At 66.7% G+C, this 15,057-nt stretch carries 16 protein-coding genes and 1 pseudogene; 7 read left to right on the forward strand and 10 right to left on the reverse strand.

Features of this window, described 5'->3' with window-relative positions; all coding sequences use genetic code 11:
- Window positions 1-60 precede the first annotated feature (60 nt).
- The 4 genes from J2W23_RS26825 to J2W23_RS26840 form a co-directional block, all read right to left on the reverse strand.
- Entirely contained in the window at window positions 61-1,425 is a 1,365-nt protein-coding gene (locus J2W23_RS26825; protein ID WP_307650911.1) for an ATP-binding protein, read from the reverse strand.
- Window positions 1,426-1,538: 113 nt separating this feature from the next.
- Window positions 1,539-1,955: an organic hydroperoxide resistance protein gene (locus J2W23_RS26830; protein ID WP_307650912.1), complete on the reverse strand. Its 417-nt coding sequence runs from the start codon at window positions 1,953-1,955 to the stop codon at window positions 1,539-1,541.
- Window positions 1,956-2,070: 115 nt separating this feature from the next.
- On the reverse strand, window positions 2,071-3,561 hold the full coding sequence (locus J2W23_RS26835; protein ID WP_307650913.1) for a M81 family metallopeptidase: 1,491 nt from the start codon (window positions 3,559-3,561) through the stop codon (window positions 2,071-2,073).
- Between the two features lie 2 nt (window positions 3,562-3,563).
- A complete protein-coding gene (locus tag J2W23_RS26840; protein WP_307650914.1) occupies window positions 3,564-4,589 on the reverse strand; it encodes a tripartite tricarboxylate transporter substrate binding protein in 1,026 nt (341 codons plus the stop codon).
- A 163-nt stretch (window positions 4,590-4,752) separates the two neighbouring features.
- On the opposite strand from J2W23_RS26840, the gene J2W23_RS26845 reads away from it, so the two are divergent.
- The 3 genes from J2W23_RS26845 to J2W23_RS26855 all read left to right on the forward strand — a co-directional run bounded on the left by J2W23_RS26845 (window position 4,753) and on the right by J2W23_RS26855 (window position 8,064).
- Window positions 4,753-5,700: a LysR substrate-binding domain-containing protein gene (locus J2W23_RS26845; RefSeq protein ID WP_307650915.1), complete on the forward strand. Its 948-nt coding sequence runs from the start codon at window positions 4,753-4,755 to the stop codon at window positions 5,698-5,700.
- 147 nt (window positions 5,701-5,847) lie between these two features.
- A complete protein-coding gene (locus J2W23_RS26850) occupies window positions 5,848-7,182 on the forward strand; it encodes an epoxide hydrolase family protein (protein ID WP_307650916.1) in 1,335 nt (444 codons plus the stop codon).
- A gap of 138 nt (window positions 7,183-7,320) precedes the next feature.
- Window positions 7,321-8,064, forward strand: a complete 744-nt coding sequence (locus J2W23_RS26855) for a response regulator (protein ID WP_013539189.1) — start codon at window positions 7,321-7,323, stop codon at window positions 8,062-8,064.
- 30 nt (window positions 8,065-8,094) lie between these two features.
- Here J2W23_RS26855 and J2W23_RS26860 read toward each other — a convergent pair whose 3' ends face one another.
- From J2W23_RS26860 to J2W23_RS26870, 3 genes are read right to left on the reverse strand one after another with little or no spacing between them, the layout of a single operon-like run.
- Window positions 8,095-9,117, reverse strand: a complete 1,023-nt coding sequence (locus J2W23_RS26860; RefSeq protein WP_373423991.1) for an alpha/beta fold hydrolase — start codon at window positions 9,115-9,117, stop codon at window positions 8,095-8,097.
- 20 nt (window positions 9,118-9,137) lie between these two features.
- Window positions 9,138-9,266: a hypothetical protein gene (locus J2W23_RS26865; RefSeq protein ID WP_307650917.1), complete on the reverse strand. Its 129-nt coding sequence runs from the start codon at window positions 9,264-9,266 to the stop codon at window positions 9,138-9,140.
- Between the two features lies 1 nt (window position 9,267).
- Window positions 9,268-9,867 carry a thioredoxin family protein gene (locus J2W23_RS26870; RefSeq protein WP_307650918.1) on the reverse strand — a complete coding sequence of 200 codons (600 nt, stop codon included), beginning with the start codon at window positions 9,865-9,867 and terminating at the stop codon, window positions 9,268-9,270.
- A 223-nt stretch (window positions 9,868-10,090) separates the two neighbouring features.
- Here J2W23_RS26870 and J2W23_RS26875 point away from each other — a divergent pair, with 223 nt between their 5' ends.
- Both J2W23_RS26875 and J2W23_RS26880 read left to right on the forward strand, forming a co-directional pair.
- Window positions 10,091-10,294, forward strand: a complete 204-nt coding sequence (locus J2W23_RS26875) for a hypothetical protein (protein WP_176659948.1) — start codon at window positions 10,091-10,093, stop codon at window positions 10,292-10,294.
- Window positions 10,295-10,495: 201 nt separating this feature from the next.
- Window positions 10,496-10,927 carry a hypothetical protein gene (locus tag J2W23_RS26880; RefSeq protein ID WP_176659947.1) on the forward strand — a complete coding sequence of 144 codons (432 nt, stop codon included), beginning with the start codon at window positions 10,496-10,498 and terminating at the stop codon, window positions 10,925-10,927.
- On the opposite strand, the gene J2W23_RS26885 is transcribed toward J2W23_RS26880, so the two are convergent.
- The gene (locus J2W23_RS26885; RefSeq protein ID WP_307650919.1) at window positions 10,908-11,849 is read right to left on the reverse strand and encodes a helix-turn-helix transcriptional regulator; all 942 of its coding nucleotides are present in this window, start codon (window positions 11,847-11,849) and stop codon (window positions 10,908-10,910) included. The genes J2W23_RS26880 and J2W23_RS26885 overlap by 20 nt on opposite strands.
- A gap of 151 nt (window positions 11,850-12,000) precedes the next feature.
- On the opposite strand from J2W23_RS26885, the gene J2W23_RS26890 reads away from it, so the two are divergent.
- Window positions 12,001-12,798 carry a fumarylacetoacetate hydrolase family protein gene (locus J2W23_RS26890; RefSeq protein WP_176659946.1) on the forward strand — a complete coding sequence of 266 codons (798 nt, stop codon included), beginning with the start codon at window positions 12,001-12,003 and terminating at the stop codon, window positions 12,796-12,798.
- A 12-nt stretch (window positions 12,799-12,810) separates the two neighbouring features.
- Here J2W23_RS26890 and J2W23_RS26895 read toward each other — a convergent pair whose 3' ends face one another.
- Together J2W23_RS26895 and J2W23_RS26900 are read right to left on the reverse strand one after the other, a co-directional pair.
- Window positions 12,811-13,830, reverse strand: a complete 1,020-nt coding sequence (locus tag J2W23_RS26895; RefSeq protein WP_373423992.1) for a TRAP transporter substrate-binding protein — start codon at window positions 13,828-13,830, stop codon at window positions 12,811-12,813.
- Between the two features lie 27 nt (window positions 13,831-13,857).
- Complete coding sequence (locus tag J2W23_RS26900) at window positions 13,858-14,640, reverse strand: IclR family transcriptional regulator (protein WP_176659945.1); 783 nt, start codon at window positions 14,638-14,640, stop codon at window positions 13,858-13,860.
- Between the two features lie 154 nt (window positions 14,641-14,794).
- Between J2W23_RS26900 and J2W23_RS26905 the strand changes: the two are divergent.
- Window positions 14,795-15,057: pseudogene (locus J2W23_RS26905) on the forward strand (TRAP transporter substrate-binding protein); the annotation flags it as partial.

The raw sequence follows: 15,057 nt of genomic DNA on the forward strand, positions 1-15,057 counted from the left end.
AGCCGCGGGTTGTGAAATAAGGAGGGCGGGAGCTGCCGCGACACGCGCGGCATGGCTCCTTCAGGCGGGTCGCGTGGGCATGGTCAGGCGTGCCTCCAGTCCGCCTTCGGGGCGGTTCTGCAGCTTCAGCTCGGCGCCCATCGCCATCGCGAGCTGGTGCGCGATGGCAAGGCCCAGGCCCGTGCCGCCGGTGCTGCGGTTGCGCGAGCTTTCGACGCGGTAGAAGGGCTTGAGCACCGCGTCCAGTTCGTCGGGCGGAATGCCCGGGCCGTTGTCGACGACGGCGATGGAGAGCTGGCCTTCACCGGCTTTCACCCTCACACGCACGTCGCTGCCGAAGATGAGCGCGTTGTCGATCAGGTTCATGACGATGCGGCGCATCGCATTCGGCCGGCCCACGATGGGCGCGCCCACCCGGCCTTCGAGGTGCACCGTCTTGCCGGCGTCCTCGTAGTCGGCCTGCATGCTTTCGAGCAGCGCGTCGGCGTCCATGCGCAGCGGCGGCTCGGTGGCGCCGTGCAGCGTGCGCGCATAGGTCACGCCTTCGCGCACCAGCGAATGCATCGCGTCCAGGTCCTGGCGGAATTTGCCGCGGTCGTGCTCGTCGTCCATCATTTCGGTGCGAAGCCGCATCCGCGTGATGGGGGTCTGCAGATCGTGCGAGATGGCCGCGAGGATTTCCACGCGCTCGGCCATGTAGCCGCCGATGCGCTGCTGCATCGCGTTGAAAGCGCGCGCGGCGTGCGCCACTTCGGTCGGGCCTTCTTCCGCGAGCTTCTGCGGCTTGAGGTCGGGGCCCAGGTCGTCGGCCGCGGCGGCCAGGTCGGCCAGCGGCCGCGTGACCAGCCGCACCGCGAACCAGGCGCAGACGGCCAGCACCAGCAACTGGATCGCCAGCAGCCACATGACCCAGCTGGACACCGGCATGCCCACGCGACGCGCGTGCACGACGACCGAGGACCCGTCGGTCATGCGCACCTGGATTTCCAGGCCCTCGGGCGGCTGGAGCACCTCGCCGACCTTGACGATCTCGAAGGGGCGCATGGCCTCCACGATGGCCGTGGCGAACTGCTGCGACAACAAGGACCGGGGCGGCACGCCCTCGGCCATGCCGCCCAGCACGAAGCGGTAGTTGCGCCGCTCCAGCTTCTCGAGCCAGGCCGGGCGTTCGGCAGCGGGCAGGCGGTCGAGGATGGCGACCGAGCTGGCGATGTCGCGCTCGATGCCGATCATCATCAGCTCGCGCATCGCCATGTCGCGCTCGTAGCGGATGGCGGCGAAGGTGAGCAGTTGGGCGATCGCCAGGCCCACCACGATGATCAGCGTCACGCGGGAGAACAGCGATCGCGGCGCCAGGCGGCGCAGGCTGCCGGAGGTGCCGGCAGGTGGATTCACGACGACGGGGCTGGCGGGTGAGGTGGACATGGGCTCGTTTATAGACCCGGGCCTCGCCGGAAAGCCCATCGCATGTATCGCAGTGTGTTCAGCAGCAAGAAGCGACATGGAACATTACCCGTTCGGCCCCGTCGTTCGCTCGCTCAGACCACGTTGATGGTGACGTCGATGTTGCCGCGCGTGGCCTTGGAGTACGGGCAGGTCTGGTGCGCCGCATCCACCAGCGACTGGACGACGTCGCGCTCGATGCCGGGCACGCTGACGTTCAGGCGGGCCTTCAGGAAGTAGGCGCCGTCGGTGTTGGCGAGGTCGACTTCGGCGTCCACGGCCAGGTCGGCGGGCAGCTTGATCTTGAGCTTGCCGGCAGCGAGGCCCATCGCGCCGATGAAGCAGGCGGACCAGCCGGCGGCGAAGAGCTGCTCGGGGTTGGTGCCGGTGCCCGGGCCGCCGGGGGACGAGAGCTTGACGTCCAGGCGGCCGTCGCTGCTGGTCGAGGCGCCGTCGCGGCCGCCGGTGGTGTGGGTCTTGCCGGTGTAGAGGATCTTTTCGGTGGAGGTCATGGTGTTTCCTTGGAAGGGTTGGTTGGGAACGGACCGGATTGTTGGGCCGCTCCCGCCCTCCGGGAGCACCTTGCGTATGCCTTTGTATCTGCCGAAGAAACTCACACAGTACGTTTCACACTGGCCGCTCGGCATCGCGCGGACGCGTGCGCATTTCCTTCGCCAGGTGTTTCCACGGCAGCTGCGACGGATCGGCGATGAAGGGCCCGGGCGAGCGCACCACGAGGATTTCCTCGGCCATGGCGGCGAAGTCGGCGCGAAAGTGCACCGAGCTCTTGTTCACGAGGATCTTCATCGTCTCGGGCGCGATGCCGACGGTGCGGTACATGTTCCGGTCGAGCAGCTGCGCCTTGGCCGAGCTCACCGCGATACGCACACCGCCGATGCGCAGGCACGCCATCGGCCCGAGATCGGAGGCCTTGCCGTTCATCATCGGACCGCCGTAGACGAACTGGCCGCCGGACAGCGCTTCGACCTGGAAGGAGCCGCGCAGCGGCGCATCGCCCTCGACCTGCGGACAACCGCCCAGGCCGATGTCGATCCATGCGCCCACGCCCGCCGCATGCGCTGCCGCTGCGGCGGCGGGGTCGCAGATGAGGCCCAGCGCCGCGTCCTGCGCGCCGTGCCTGAGCAGCGCGCGCAGCAGGCCCGTTGTGTTGGAGTCGCCGCCGACGCCGGGGTTGTCCTGCGTGTCCGCGAGGATCACCGGTCGCGTGGCCGTTTGCGCGACCTGCATCGCGCGCAGCACCGCGGCATCGGGCTCCTCGAACCGCACCGCCCATTGGTGCTCGGGGTGGCAGATGCGAGAGAACAGCGCATCGACGGCGCGTTCGATGCGTGCCGCGTCGAAGCCGTAGCCCCAGACCACCGGGCCGCATTCCGCGAAGTCGGAGGCCGGAAAGCCCGGCGCGAAGGAGAGCGAGAGCACGCCTTCCTTTTCCAGTTCTTCGAGCAGGTCGTACATGCCGCGCGCGGGCTGCATCATGGTGGACATGCTGTTCACCGGAATGAGGAACGGCACGCGCCGTGCCACGCGGTGCGCCGGCTTGTCGCTGCCGGTGAGCGCAAGCAGCAACTCCCCGGCCCGCCGGCCCGTGTCGGCCATGTCGATGTGGGGATATGTGCGGTAGGCCACCAGCCCGTCCGCGAGCGCGAGCATCTGCGTGGTGACGTTGGCGTGCGAATCGAGCGAGACCACGATCTTCATCTGCGGGCCCACCACCGCGCGGATGCGGGCGAGCAGTTCGCCTTCGCCGTCATCGAGGTGCTGCGCGACCATCGCGCCGTGCAGGTCGAGGTAGATCGCATCGAACGACGCCGTCTTCACCGCCTCGACGATCTCGCCCGCGATGCGCTCGTAGGCATCGGTGGTCACATGCGCCGAGGCGCCCGCGCCGGCCCAGATGACGGGCGTGACGGCATGCCCCTTCTCGCGCACGAAGTTGATGAAGCCGCTCGCGGGCAGGTTCACGCCGAGCAGGCCGAAGAGACCTTCACCGCGCACGAGCCCCGGAAAATCTTCGCCGCGCACGAAGCTGTCGTACGAGGCCACGGTGGGCGCGAAGGTGTTGGTCTCATGCTGGAAACCGGCGACGAGGATGTTCATCATCATTGGGCAGTCAGTTGAATGGAACGGGCCATCTTCTTGAACTTCTCCGTCTCGTCGACGTAGAACTTCGCGGAGGCGGCAAGGGGTTGCGGCTTCATCGGCACCGTGCCCGAGAGCGCGAGCGCCTTGACCATCTCGGGCGACTGGATCGCCTGCTGCGAGGCCTCCAGCAGCACGCGAAGCCGGTCGTCCGGAATGCCCGCCTTGGCCATCACCGCCAGCCAGATGGAGTGCACGAACTCGCTCTTCCTGGCGATGCCGCTCTCGGAGATGGCGGGCACATCGGGCAACGTGCGCATGCGCTGGGTGTCGAGCACGTCGATGGCCTTGATCTTGCGGCTTTCGAGCAGCTGGATCGACGCACCCAGGTTCGGCAGGATCGTGATGTCGATCTGCTGGCCGACCAGGTCCTGCATCATCGGCGTGGCGCCCTTGTAGGGCACGTGCAGCAGCTTGGCGCCTGTCGTCTGCGCGAGGTATTCGGAGACGATGTGGTACATCGAGCCGTGCCCCGGGCTGCCGAAGGTGAGGCTCTGGCTGCCGGGCTTCTTCGCGGCGGCGATCAGTTGTTCGAGCGATGCATACGGCAGGTCGTTGCGCGCCATCACCACCAGCGGATGCGTGGAGATCGGTGCGACGAGCGCGAGCTCTTCGGGCTTGTACTTCGCCGACGCGTTGGACAGCGGCGCGAGGATCGCCTCGTTGGGCGAACCCATGATGAGCGTGTAGCCGTCGGCCGGCTTGCTCAAGAGGCGCTGCACGGCGAGCGCGCCGCCCGCGCCCGGCAGGTTCTCGATGATGAGCGGCTGGCCGAGCGCCTTCGCCATCGACGGCTGCATGGCGCGCGCGAGCACGTCGGCGGGGCCGCCGGGTGGGAACGCGACGAGCATGGTCACGGGCTTGGAGGGGAACGCCTCCGCGGCGAGTGCCGGGCCGGCGGCCGTCGCGCTGACGAGCAACGCGGCCGCAAGGGCGGCGATGCCCGCGAACGCACGGGCGATGGGGGTCTTCGGAATGTCTCTCATGGGGTCCTCTTCTTTCCAGACTGCGTGGGGCGTGGGGCGTGGGGCGGGCGGTGGGCGCGGGGAATCGCGTGGAACAAATTGTTCGGCGTAGCATCTGTTCGAGCAACAGCAACTTTTTGACCACTTCGTTGCCCACCAGGCAACGACTCGAGGATCGAACACCATGCGCGACATCAACCAGAAGCGGCTGAAGTACTTCCACGAAGTGCTGGTTCACGGCTCGATCCGCGGCGCGGCCGATGCGCTGAACACCGCGCCCTCGGTCATCACGCGGCAGGTGGCATTGCTCGAAGAAGAACTGGGCCTGCTGCTCTTCGAGCGGCAGGCGCGCGGCGTTGCGCCGACCGATGCCGCGTTCCATCTGCTCGAGTACTGGCGCGGCTGCCAGGCGCACCAGGAGCAACTGACCGAGCGGCTGCGCGCCATCGAGTCGATGGATGCGGGCACCGTGCGCATCGTCGCGAGCGAAGGCTTTGTCGACGGATTGATGGCACAGGTGGTCGCGCCGTTCTGCGCGACGCACCCGAAGCTGTCGGTGGTGCTCGATGCGTTGCCCGCGAGCGAGCTGATCGCCGAAGTGGTGAGCGATGCCGCGCACATCGGCCTGGCCTACAACCCACAGTCGGATGCGCAGCTGCAGTTCGTCGCCAGCGCCGCCGCGCCCGCCAAGCTGCTGGTGCGCACGGGGCATCCGCTCACGAAGATCGCGGGCCCGCTGCAGATACGGCAGCTCGCCGGCTACCCGCTGGGCCTGATGCCGCCAGGCTACGGCGTGGGGCGGCTCGTCGAACTGCTCGAGTACGCGGAGCATGTGAAGCTGCACCCGAGCCTGCGCAGCAACTCGGTGGTCGGCCTCAAGCGCTTCGTGCGCACCACCGATGGCGTGACCTTCATCGGTGCGGGCCTCGCGGCGGCGCCGGAGATCGAGGCGGGGCACCTTGTTGCGCTCGACCTGGCGCATCCGCTGTGCAAGTCGGCGCAGGTGCGGCTGATGGTGCGCCAGGGGCGGCCGTTGCCGGTGGCTGCCGAGCGGCTGCTCGCGGAAATACGGCAGGGCTTCTCGGTGTTCGCAAGCGCGCGTACGCCGGAGAAGAGAGTGCGACGCCGTTGAAACGTAGTGTGTGGATTTCTCGCGTCGATACACAGGCATACAGCCTTCGGATCGCAGAGGGGAAGCACGGCCAAAGATGCGCCCGTCCGTTCATTCGGGCGGCCCGCAAGGCCTCTTCACTTCACCCTTACTCGACGAAAGATCACCATGTCTTCTGTGTCTACCGCGCCCACACGGCGCCACTTCTTCGCCACCACCGCCGTCGCGGGTGCCGCCGGTTTCGGGCTGCTCTCCAACCCGGCGTTCGCGCAGGGTTCGGGCGCCGCGGCTGGCGCCGATGTTCCCGCCACGACGAAGCCCCGCGCGCCGACCGGCGACACGTCGATCCGCCCCTTCCGCATCCATGTGCCCGAGGCCGTGCTGGTCGACCTGCGCCGCCGCATCCAGGCCACGCGCTGGCCCGACCGCGAGACGGTCAATGACCAGACGCAAGGCGTGCGGCTCGAAAAACTGCAGCCGCTGGTGCGTTACTGGGGCACGGGCTACGACTGGCGCAAGGTGGAGAAGCGCCTCAACGCCCTGCCCCAGTTCATCACCGAGATCGACGGGCTTGACATCCAGTTCGTGCATGTGCGCTCGCGCCATGCGAATGCCATGCCGCTGGTCATCACGCACGGCTGGCCGGGCTCGGTGATGGAACTCCTGAAGGTCATCGGCCCGCTCACCGACCCGACGGCGCACGGCGGACGCGCGGAAGACGCCTTTCACCTCGTGCTGCCCTCGATGCCCGGCTACGGCTTCTCTGGCAAGCCGCAAAGCACCGGCTGGGGTGCCGACCGCATCGCGACCGCCTGGGACGTGCTGATGAAGCGCCTGGGCTACACGCGCTATGTGTCGCAGGGCGGCGACTGGGGTTCGGTGGTCGCCGACAAGATGGCGCGCCAGGCGCCGCAGGGGCTGCTGGGCATCCACGTGAACATGCCCGCGACCGTACCGCCGGACGTGGCGAAGGCGCTCAACAACGGCGACCCCGCACCGGCCGGTCTCTCGGAGAAGGAAAAAGCCGCATTCGAATCGCTCAAGTACCTCTACACCAGGGGCGGCGGCTACGCGGCCATGATGGTGACGCGCCCGCAGACCCTGGGCTATGCGCTGGAAGATTCGCCCGCGGGCCTGGCCGCCTTCTTCTACGACAAGTTCAACGAGTGGACCTACAGCGGCGGCGATGCCGACAAGGCACTCACCCGCGACGAGATGCTGGACGACATCACGCTCTACTGGGTGACGAAGACCGCGACCTCGGGCGCGCAGCTCTACTGGGAAAACAACGCCAACAACTTCAACGCGGTCGATATCTCGATCCCCGCGGCGGTGACGGTGTTCCCGGGCGAGATCTACCGCGCGCCGAAGAGCTGGACCGAGCGGGCCTACCGCAACCTGATCTATTTCAACGAGGTGGACAAGGGCGGCCACTTCGCGGCCTGGGAGCAGCCGGAGCTGTTCGCGGTCGAGATCCGGGCGGCGTTCAGGTCGCTGCGATAGCGGCCTGGCCGGGCGGAGGGCGCGAAACATAGTGTCGCGACCTCCGCCTGCAGATACTTGCGCATACAAACCCCCTGCCCGTTCGCGGCGGCCGGGATACATTCCGGCTGCGGCGCACTTCATACCTCACACACAGCCATGACTCCCAAGACCTCCGACCACATCCTCATCGTCGACGACGACCGGGAAATCCGCGAACTGCTCACGACCTACCTGGTCAAGAACGGCCTGCGCGTGGTGGCAGTGCCCACCGGCCGGCACATGCGCGCGGCGCTGGAGGAGTCGGGGCCCTTCGACCTCATCATCCTGGACCTGATGCTGCCGGGCGAAGACGGCCTCACGCTGTGCCGCGACCTGCGCACCGGCAAGTACAAGGCCACGCCGATCCTGATGCTCACCGCCCGCAGCGAAGAGGCCGACCGCATCCTCGGCCTAGAGATGGGCGCCGACGACTACCTGGCCAAGCCTTTCTCCGCACGCGAACTGCTCGCGCGCATCCGCTCGGTGATGCGGCGCACGCGCATGCTGCCGCCGAACATGGGCGCGGTCGAGCCGTCGCAGAAGCTGGCCTTCGGCGACTGGCATGTGGACACGGTGGCGCGCCACCTGCTGGACGACAGCGGCACGATGGTGGCGCTGAGCGGCGCCGAGTACCGCCTGCTGCGCGTGTTTCTCGACCATCCGCAGAAGGTGCTGAGCCGCGACCAGCTGCTGAGCCTTACCCAGGGCCGCGAAGCGGAGCTCTTCGAGCGCTCGATCGACCTGCTCGTGAGTCGCCTGCGCCAGCGCCTGCGCGACGACGCGCGGGAGCCGCGCTACATCAAGACGGTGCGAAGCGAGGGTTATGTCTTCGCTTCGGCCGTCGAGGCGCGGGACGACTGAGGTTCATCCCGCTGCCGCCTCATCCGGGCCTCATCCGGCGCGGCGCGCCGAGAGCAGCAATTCCCAAGTCGCTTCGGCGAACTCCTTCGGTGCTTCTTCGGGCAGGTTGTGCCCGGCGTTCTCGACCACGCGGTGCGAGCGCGGGCCGCTGAACTTCGCCGCGGTCGACTTGCCATCGGTGGCCGGCACCACGCCATCGGCCTTGCCGTCGAGTGTGATGGTCGGCACGGCGATGGCGGGCAGCGCCGAGAGCCGGCGTTCGACGTCCGCGTATGCCGCGCAGCCGTCCGCTGCGCCCAGGCGGTGGCGGTACGAATGGATCACCACGTCGACATAGTCCGGGTTGTCGAATGCGGCAACGTGGCGGGCCAGCGTGGCCTCGTCGAAATGCCAGTTCGGCGAATTGCGCAGCCAGATGGTCCGCGCGATCTCGCGGCGGTTGGCAATGAGGCCGGCGCGTCCACGTTCGCTCAGGAAATAGTGCTGGTACCAGATGCCCGACTCGACCGACGGCGCGACCGGCAGGCTCGCCTTCGCGATGTCCTGGATCAGGTAGCTGTTGACCGACACGAGGCCTGAAACGCGCTCGGGCCACAGCGCCGCTGCGACGCAGGCCGCGCGCCCACCCCAGTCGTAGCCGGCGAGCACCGCGCGATCGAGTTTCAGCGCATCCATCAGCGCGACGACATCGACGCCGATGGCCGCCTGCTGACCGGAACGTGGCGTGGCGCTGTCGATGAAACGCGTGGAGCCATGACCACGCAGGTACGGAACGATCACGCGCGCGCCGCGTGCGGCGAGCATCGACGCGACCTCCACGAAGCTGTCGACCGAATACGGAAAGCCGTGCAGCAGCAACACCGGCGGCCCATCGGTGGGCCCGGCTTCGAAGTAGCCGACATCGAGCACGCCGGCCTTGACCTGCCGTACCGGCCCGAGCTGGAAAGCTGCGCCCGCATGGGCCGAGCTCATCGACGCGAACTGCGCCGCAACCACGCCGGCGGCGGCCGTGGCCAGGAAGCCGCGGCGGTTGTGTTGGATCTCTTTGAACATGGATGAACCTTCTGCCCGCTTCATGCGCGGGCGCGTTTGCGAGGGCCCGCAAACTCGCGGGCCGTGATGCATTGGCAACTCACCGGGTTGCGGACTTCATGGGCGAAGCCACCGGCAAAGAAGAGGAGCGCGAACCAGAGCTTCTTCATCTCAACCTCCGGGAGCAGCAGCAGCAGCAGCAGTAGCAGCGGCGGCAACGGCCGGCGACGGCTCGGCCAGCAGCGCCTGGATCTTTTTCTCGGTCGTGCCGTAGCTGCCTTCGCCGAAGTGCGAATAGACGATCTTTCCCTGCTTGTCGATCAGGTAGACCGCGGGCCAGTACTGGTTGTTGAAGGCCTTCCAGGTGCCGTAGCTGTTGTCCTGCGCCACGGCGTGCTGGATCTGCAGGCGCTTGATCGCTTCCTGCACGTTCTTGGTCGACTTCTCGTAGGCGAACTCGGGCGTGTGCACGCCCACGACGACGAGGCCCTGGTCCTTGTACTTCGCGTTCCAGTCCTTGACGTACGGCAGATGGTTGAGGCAGTTGATGCAGGTGTAGGTCCAGAAGTCGACGAGCACGACCTTGCCGCGCAGCTCCTTGAGCTTCAGCGGCTCGGAGTTGAGCCACTTGTCGATGTTCTGGAATTCGGGCGCCTGCTGCGCGGCACCCGCGGGGACGTCGCCGCCGGGCGGCGGTGCGGCGAACGTGAGAACGGCAACCGAGGCCGCGACCGCCGCAACGGCGAGAACTACATTGGATCGAATGCTCATGATGGTTTCCTGGACACGGAAGTGGGAGGGTGGTTGGCGAAAGAACGAGCGGATTGTTCGCCGCTCACCGCCTCTCGGGCACACATTGCGTATGCCTCTGTGTCGGCCTTGAAACCGAACACACTACGTTTCACAACGCGGCGGATTTCGCTCTCTGCAAGGCCTCCGGAAAATTCGAAATTGGCCTACAGACACCCGATCTCCAAGGGAACATCGTCGGGCCATGACACACCCGATCGAACTCATCATCGAGGAGCCGGTGCCCGGCTCGTTTGTGTGGCGGCTGCTGGAAACCGATGCGAACGGCGCGAACCCGACCGTGCTTCGCAGCGCCTTCGATGCGGCCGACAGCTACGAGGCCGCGCTGGCTTCGGGGCAACGCGCCCTGCACAGCGAAATACGCAACATCGCCGCCGGCGCGCACTGAAGCGCGGCGCTGTCGCCCCATCTCCACCGCCATCTCTTGAAGAGAAGGCGCTCACATGCGCACACGCCAGCCGCGGCGCGTCAGCATGTGCTTACGGCTGGTTCACGAGGCGTCCTACCACCCGCGCGTCGGCGCTTCCTAGGATGTTTTCCAGGCGCCGGACCCGACGCAACAACCAACACCGGCGTCAAGGAGATGACCATGCAAAAGTTCCTGCGGATATGCGCGACCGCGTCGTGCCTCATGGCGCTTGCTGCCCATGCGCAAACAACCCCGCCTCCGGCGGCAACGATGGACCCCGCCGTGGCGGAACTCAAGGCCGGCCGCGACAAGATCGCCGCCGACTACAAGGCCGACAAGGCCGCCTGCGATGCCATGAAGGACAACGCGAAGGATGTCTGCGTCGAAGAAGCCAAGGGCAAGGAAAAGATCGCCAAGGCCGAACTCGACCAGAAGGTGCGGCCCAGCGACAGCAATGCGCGCAAGGTGGCCGAGGCCAAGGTCGAAGCGGCCTACGACATCGCCAAGGAGAAGTGCGACGACCAGAAGGGCGATGCCAAGTCGGCGTGCGTGAAACAGGCCAAGGCCGAAGAAAGCAAGGGCAAGGCCGACATCAAGGCGATGAAGAAGTAGCAGCAGCAGCCGGCGCACTCGCGCCCTGGCGGAACTGCCTTGGCGTGACGCCGATCTGCTGGCGGAAGCGCCGGCTGAAATAGTCGGCATCGCTGAAGCCGCATTGCTGCGCGATGTCGCCGATGCGGACGCTGGAGGTCAGCAGCAGTTCCTTCGCGCGTTCCAGCCGCCGCTCGGTGACGAGTTCGGTGAAGGTGCGATCGGTCTGCTTCTTGAGCAGGTGCGCGAGGTAGTTGGGCGACAGCATCGCCGCAGCCGCGGCGTCGTTGAGCGACATCTCTTCGCTCAAGTGCTCGCGCACATAGCGCATCACACGCTGCAGCGCATCGCGCCGCGAACTGCGGCCGCTGTGACGTGCAGCCTGTTCGAGCAACGCCGCCTCGTGCCGCTGGCAGGCCAGTGCGACGAGCTGCAGCAGGATGCCGCGTATCGCGCCCGCTGCGGCGAAACCGCGTGCGCGGTTGAGTGCGGAGAGTTCATCGAGCCAGCGCAGGATGCGCGCGAAATCCGCTTCGTCGAACGAGAAGTCGACGTACTCTTGGAACAGGAACGGCGCGAGTTCGGGATGACGCGCCACGGACACTTCCTCGAGGTCGAGCGGCTCGACGGCCAGTTCGGGCCAGAGAAATCCCTGGTCGAAATTCACGATGGCGTAACGCGCGCCGACGGGATGCGGTACCACATGCACCCGGTACGGCAGCACGAAGCTCAGGTGCCCCGCGCGGAACGGCCGCACCGCGCCGCCGATGAGTTGCTGCTCGCCGCCCTCGATGCTCACCTGGATCTGGAAGTACTCGTGCCGGTGCGGCCGCGCGAGCACGTCGCGCGCGCCTTCGAAGCGGATGTCGAAGTCGAGATGGTTCGCGCGCTCCTGCATGCCGTAGAGGCGGGAGCTGGAGGAACTGGACGGGGGCGCCGGCATGGCGCGATGGTAGCGAGAGGCGGCGCGATCGCTCCGGGGTGCGTGTTGCCTGAGTCCTGTTTTTGCGTAGATGCGTGCGGCGCGGCGGCCGCGCGCCATTCCAGAATCGATGACGCGCTTTCAGCAACACCCCCAGAAGGAGACACAGAACATGTCCAACCCATCGTCACGTCGCGGCCTGCTGGCCGGTTCGGCCGCCATGGCCACCGGCGCCATTGCCGGTTGTGCGCTGCCCGCAGGCGCCGCGCGCACGGCGCCCACGCCTTTCGATGTCGCCGTATCGACCGTGCCGATCGTCGGCAGCGAACAGGTGTACCCGGTGCGCCGCATCTATTGCATTGGCCGCAACTACGCCGCCCATGCGCGCGAGATGGGCTCGGACCCGACGCGCGAGCCGCCCTTCTTCTTTCAGAAGCCGGCCGACGCGATCCAGGTCGTGACGCCGGGCAAGGTGGCCGATCATCCCTACCCCACGCTCACCAAAAACTACCACTACGAGGTGGAGCTGGTCGTCGCGCTGGCCAAGGGCGGCAAGAACATTCCGGCGGCGAGCGCGCTCGACCACGTGTACGGCTACTCGCTCGGCCTGGACATGACGCGCCGCGACCTGCAGCGCGAGATGGGCGACCAGAAGAAGCCGTGGGAAATCGGCAAGAGCTTCGACCACTCGGCACCCATCGGGCCGATCCATCCGGTGGCGAAGGTCGGCCATTTCGCCGATGGTGCGATCTGGCTCAAGGTGAATGGCGAAACGAAGCAGAACGCCACGCTCAAGTACATGATCTGGTCGGTCGCCGAGCAGATCAGCCGCCTGTCGCAGGCCTTCGAGCTGATGCCCGGCGACATCATCTACTCGGGCACGCCCGAGAACGTGGGGCCGGTGGTGCGCGGGGACCTGATCGAGATCCACATCGACGGTTTGCCGAACCTGTCGGTGCGGATCGTCTGAGCCCGGCCGGGCTTACTTGCGCACTTTCTCGATCTCGGCCATCAGCTCCTTGACGGTGGCTTCGCCCACCGAGGCCGAGTACTTGTCGATGACGGGCTTCACCTTCGCGCGGAGCTTGGCCATTTCGTCCGGCGGCAGCTCGGAGACGGTCATGCCGGCCTTCTTGAGCGCATCGAGCGCGCTGTCGGCCGCGCCGCGCGAGGCCTGGCGCTGGAACGCGGTCGACTCGGTCGCGGCCTCGGAGATGATCTTCTTCTCTTCCGCGCTCATGCCGTCCCAGGTCTTCTTGCTGATCAGAAGCGCCTGCGGGTTGTAGATGTGGCGGGTCTGGGTGATGTACTTCTGCACCTCGGCGAACTTCGACGAGAGGATCGTCGTGTTCGGATTCTCCTGCCCGTCGACCGCTTTCTGGTCGAGCGCCGGATAGAGCTCGGGGAACGGCAGCGGCGTGGCATTGGCGCCCAGCGCGCTGAAGAGGTCGATGTAGATCGGCGACTGGATGACGCGGATCTTCAGCCCCGCGATGTCGTCCGCCTTCACGATCGGCCGCTTGCTGTTGGTGAGGTTGCGAAAGCCCAGGTCCCAGTAGCCCAGGCCGTGCAGGCCCTTCTCTTCGAGCTTGGCCATCAGCCTCTGGCCGAAGGGCCCATCGGTGACGGCATCGGCCTCCTTGCCGTTGTTGAAGAGAAACGGAAAGTCGTAGGCCGCGAACTCCTTCACCTGCGCGGAGAGGATGCCGGCGTTGAGCACGGTGATCTCGACCGTGCCGCCCTGCAATGCAGACACGGTCTGCAGGTCGCCGCCGAGCGAGCCGCCTGCGAACAGCTTCACCGTGATCTTGCCGCCCGACTTGGCCGCGACGACGTCGGCGAACTTCTGCGCGCCCTGCGCCTGCGGATGGCCGGTCTGGTTCTGGAACGCGAACTTGAGCGTGCGCTCCTTGACCTGCGCGAACGCGCTGCCGGTGGCGAATGCGGCAGCGGCGGCAACGGTGGCCAGCATCGCGAGCTTGCGGATCGAATCTCTCTTCATGGCTTGTCTCCTTTTGTGTGAGCCGGTCTAGGCTCTTTTCTTGAACAACGCCGATGCGCCGCTGGCACGCGCGACGTCTTCGGCGGTCTGAAGAAGCGCCGGCCCGAGCGCCTCCATCCGTTGCGGCGTCAGGCGGCTGAGCGGGCCCGCGATGGTGACGACGCCGATGGCCGTGCCGCCGGCGCCGCGCACCGGCGCGGCCATGGCCGTCATGCCCGGCGCGAACACTTCGTTGATCATGCTGAAGCCTCGCTGGTGCGCGGCCTTCACGAAGGCCATCACGGCCTTGATGGAAGTGGGCGCCTTGGGGCCGTAGTCCTGCGGCGTGCCCAGTCCCTTCCTGGCGACAAGCACGGTGGCGGCGTCCTCGCTCATCGTCGAGAGCCATGCGTGGCCGGCCGCGCTGCAAGAAAGGTTGACCGACAGGCCCATGTCCGGGTCGTAGCGCAGGCCCCGCGTGGCGCCTTGCGACTTGGCCACGAAGGTCAGGTCGTCGCCATCGACGACCGCCAGCCGCACCAGTTCGCCCGAGGCCGAGGCCAGCTGGTCGAGCAGCGGTTGCGCGATGTCGACGATGCCCGAGCGGCTCAGGAACGACAGGCTGATCGAGACGAGCTTGATGGTCAGTACGTAGTGGCCATCGCGCGGGTCCTGCCGCACGTAGCCGCAGCGGATCAGTTCCGTGAGCAGGCGGTGCGACGCGCTCAGCGGAATCTGCAATTCGCCTGCCAATGTCGAGAGCGCACAGCCCTCCGGATGTTCGGCCAGGTATTCCAGCACGTTGAAGCTGCGTTCCAGTATCCCGCTCATATCGCTCTCTCCGAATTTCGTTTCACAGACACCGGCGATCTTGCCCGGCGCAAGCCTAACAGATGGAAGGAAGGGATTTCCATAGTGGAAACGCTTTCCAAGAAAATCTATGATCGCGCCCAATCGGTTTTTCCATCTTCCTTGAGGACCCCCTGTGAAACTTCTTCGTACGCTTGCCATTGCCAGCTTCTGCGTCGGCCTCGCCGCCCCGTCATGGGCGCAGCAGGATCGCGTGATCCGCTTCGGCCACCTGAACAACGCCGACCACCCCGTGAGCTTCGGCGTCAAGCGATTCGCCGAACTGCTCGCAGCCAAGAGCGGCGGCAAGATGAAGGTCCAGGAATTCCCCGCCTCCCAACTGGGCAACGAGATGCAGCAGCAATCGGCCCTGCAAGGCGGCGTGCAGCAGATGTCCGC

The organism is Variovorax boronicumulans (genome assembly GCF_030812215.1).
Taxonomy (GTDB): Bacteria; Pseudomonadota; Gammaproteobacteria; order Burkholderiales; family Burkholderiaceae_C; genus Variovorax; species Variovorax boronicumulans_C.

Excerpts from the sequence above, each read along its gene's own strand:
- J2W23_RS26845 (WP_307650915.1), top strand. The coding sequence starts at position 4,753 with ATGCGCGACATCAACCAGAAGCGGCTGAAGTACTTCCACGAAGTGCTG.
- J2W23_RS26890 (WP_176659946.1), top strand. The coding sequence starts at position 12,001 with ATGTCCAACCCATCGTCACGTCGCGGCCTGCTGGCCGGTTCGGCCGCC.
- J2W23_RS26870 (WP_307650918.1), bottom strand. The coding sequence starts at position 9,867 with ATGAGCATTCGATCCAATGTAGTTCTCGCCGTTGCGGCGGTCGCGGCC.
- J2W23_RS26865 (WP_307650917.1), bottom strand. The coding sequence starts at position 9,266 with ATGAAGAAGCTCTGGTTCGCGCTCCTCTTCTTTGCCGGTGGCTTCGCC.
- J2W23_RS26825 (WP_307650911.1), bottom strand. The coding sequence starts at position 1,425 with ATGTCCACCTCACCCGCCAGCCCCGTCGTCGTGAATCCACCTGCCGGC.
- J2W23_RS26900 (WP_176659945.1), bottom strand. The coding sequence starts at position 14,640 with ATGAGCGGGATACTGGAACGCAGCTTCAACGTGCTGGAATACCTGGCC.
- J2W23_RS26895 (WP_373423992.1), bottom strand. The coding sequence starts at position 13,830 with ATGAAGAGAGATTCGATCCGCAAGCTCGCGATGCTGGCCACCGTTGCC.
- J2W23_RS26880 (WP_176659947.1), top strand. The coding sequence starts at position 10,496 with ATGCAAAAGTTCCTGCGGATATGCGCGACCGCGTCGTGCCTCATGGCG.
- J2W23_RS26830 (WP_307650912.1), bottom strand. The coding sequence starts at position 1,955 with ATGACCTCCACCGAAAAGATCCTCTACACCGGCAAGACCCACACCACC.
- J2W23_RS26850 (WP_307650916.1), top strand. The coding sequence starts at position 5,848 with ATGTCTTCTGTGTCTACCGCGCCCACACGGCGCCACTTCTTCGCCACC.
- J2W23_RS26840 (WP_307650914.1), bottom strand. The coding sequence starts at position 4,589 with ATGAGAGACATTCCGAAGACCCCCATCGCCCGTGCGTTCGCGGGCATC.
- J2W23_RS26835 (WP_307650913.1), bottom strand. The coding sequence starts at position 3,561 with ATGAACATCCTCGTCGCCGGTTTCCAGCATGAGACCAACACCTTCGCG.
- J2W23_RS26860 (WP_373423991.1), bottom strand. The coding sequence starts at position 9,117 with ATGTTCAAAGAGATCCAACACAACCGCCGCGGCTTCCTGGCCACGGCC.
- J2W23_RS26875 (WP_176659948.1), top strand. The coding sequence starts at position 10,091 with ATGACACACCCGATCGAACTCATCATCGAGGAGCCGGTGCCCGGCTCG.
- J2W23_RS26855 (WP_013539189.1), top strand. The coding sequence starts at position 7,321 with ATGACTCCCAAGACCTCCGACCACATCCTCATCGTCGACGACGACCGG.
- J2W23_RS26885 (WP_307650919.1), bottom strand. The coding sequence starts at position 11,849 with ATGCCGGCGCCCCCGTCCAGTTCCTCCAGCTCCCGCCTCTACGGCATG.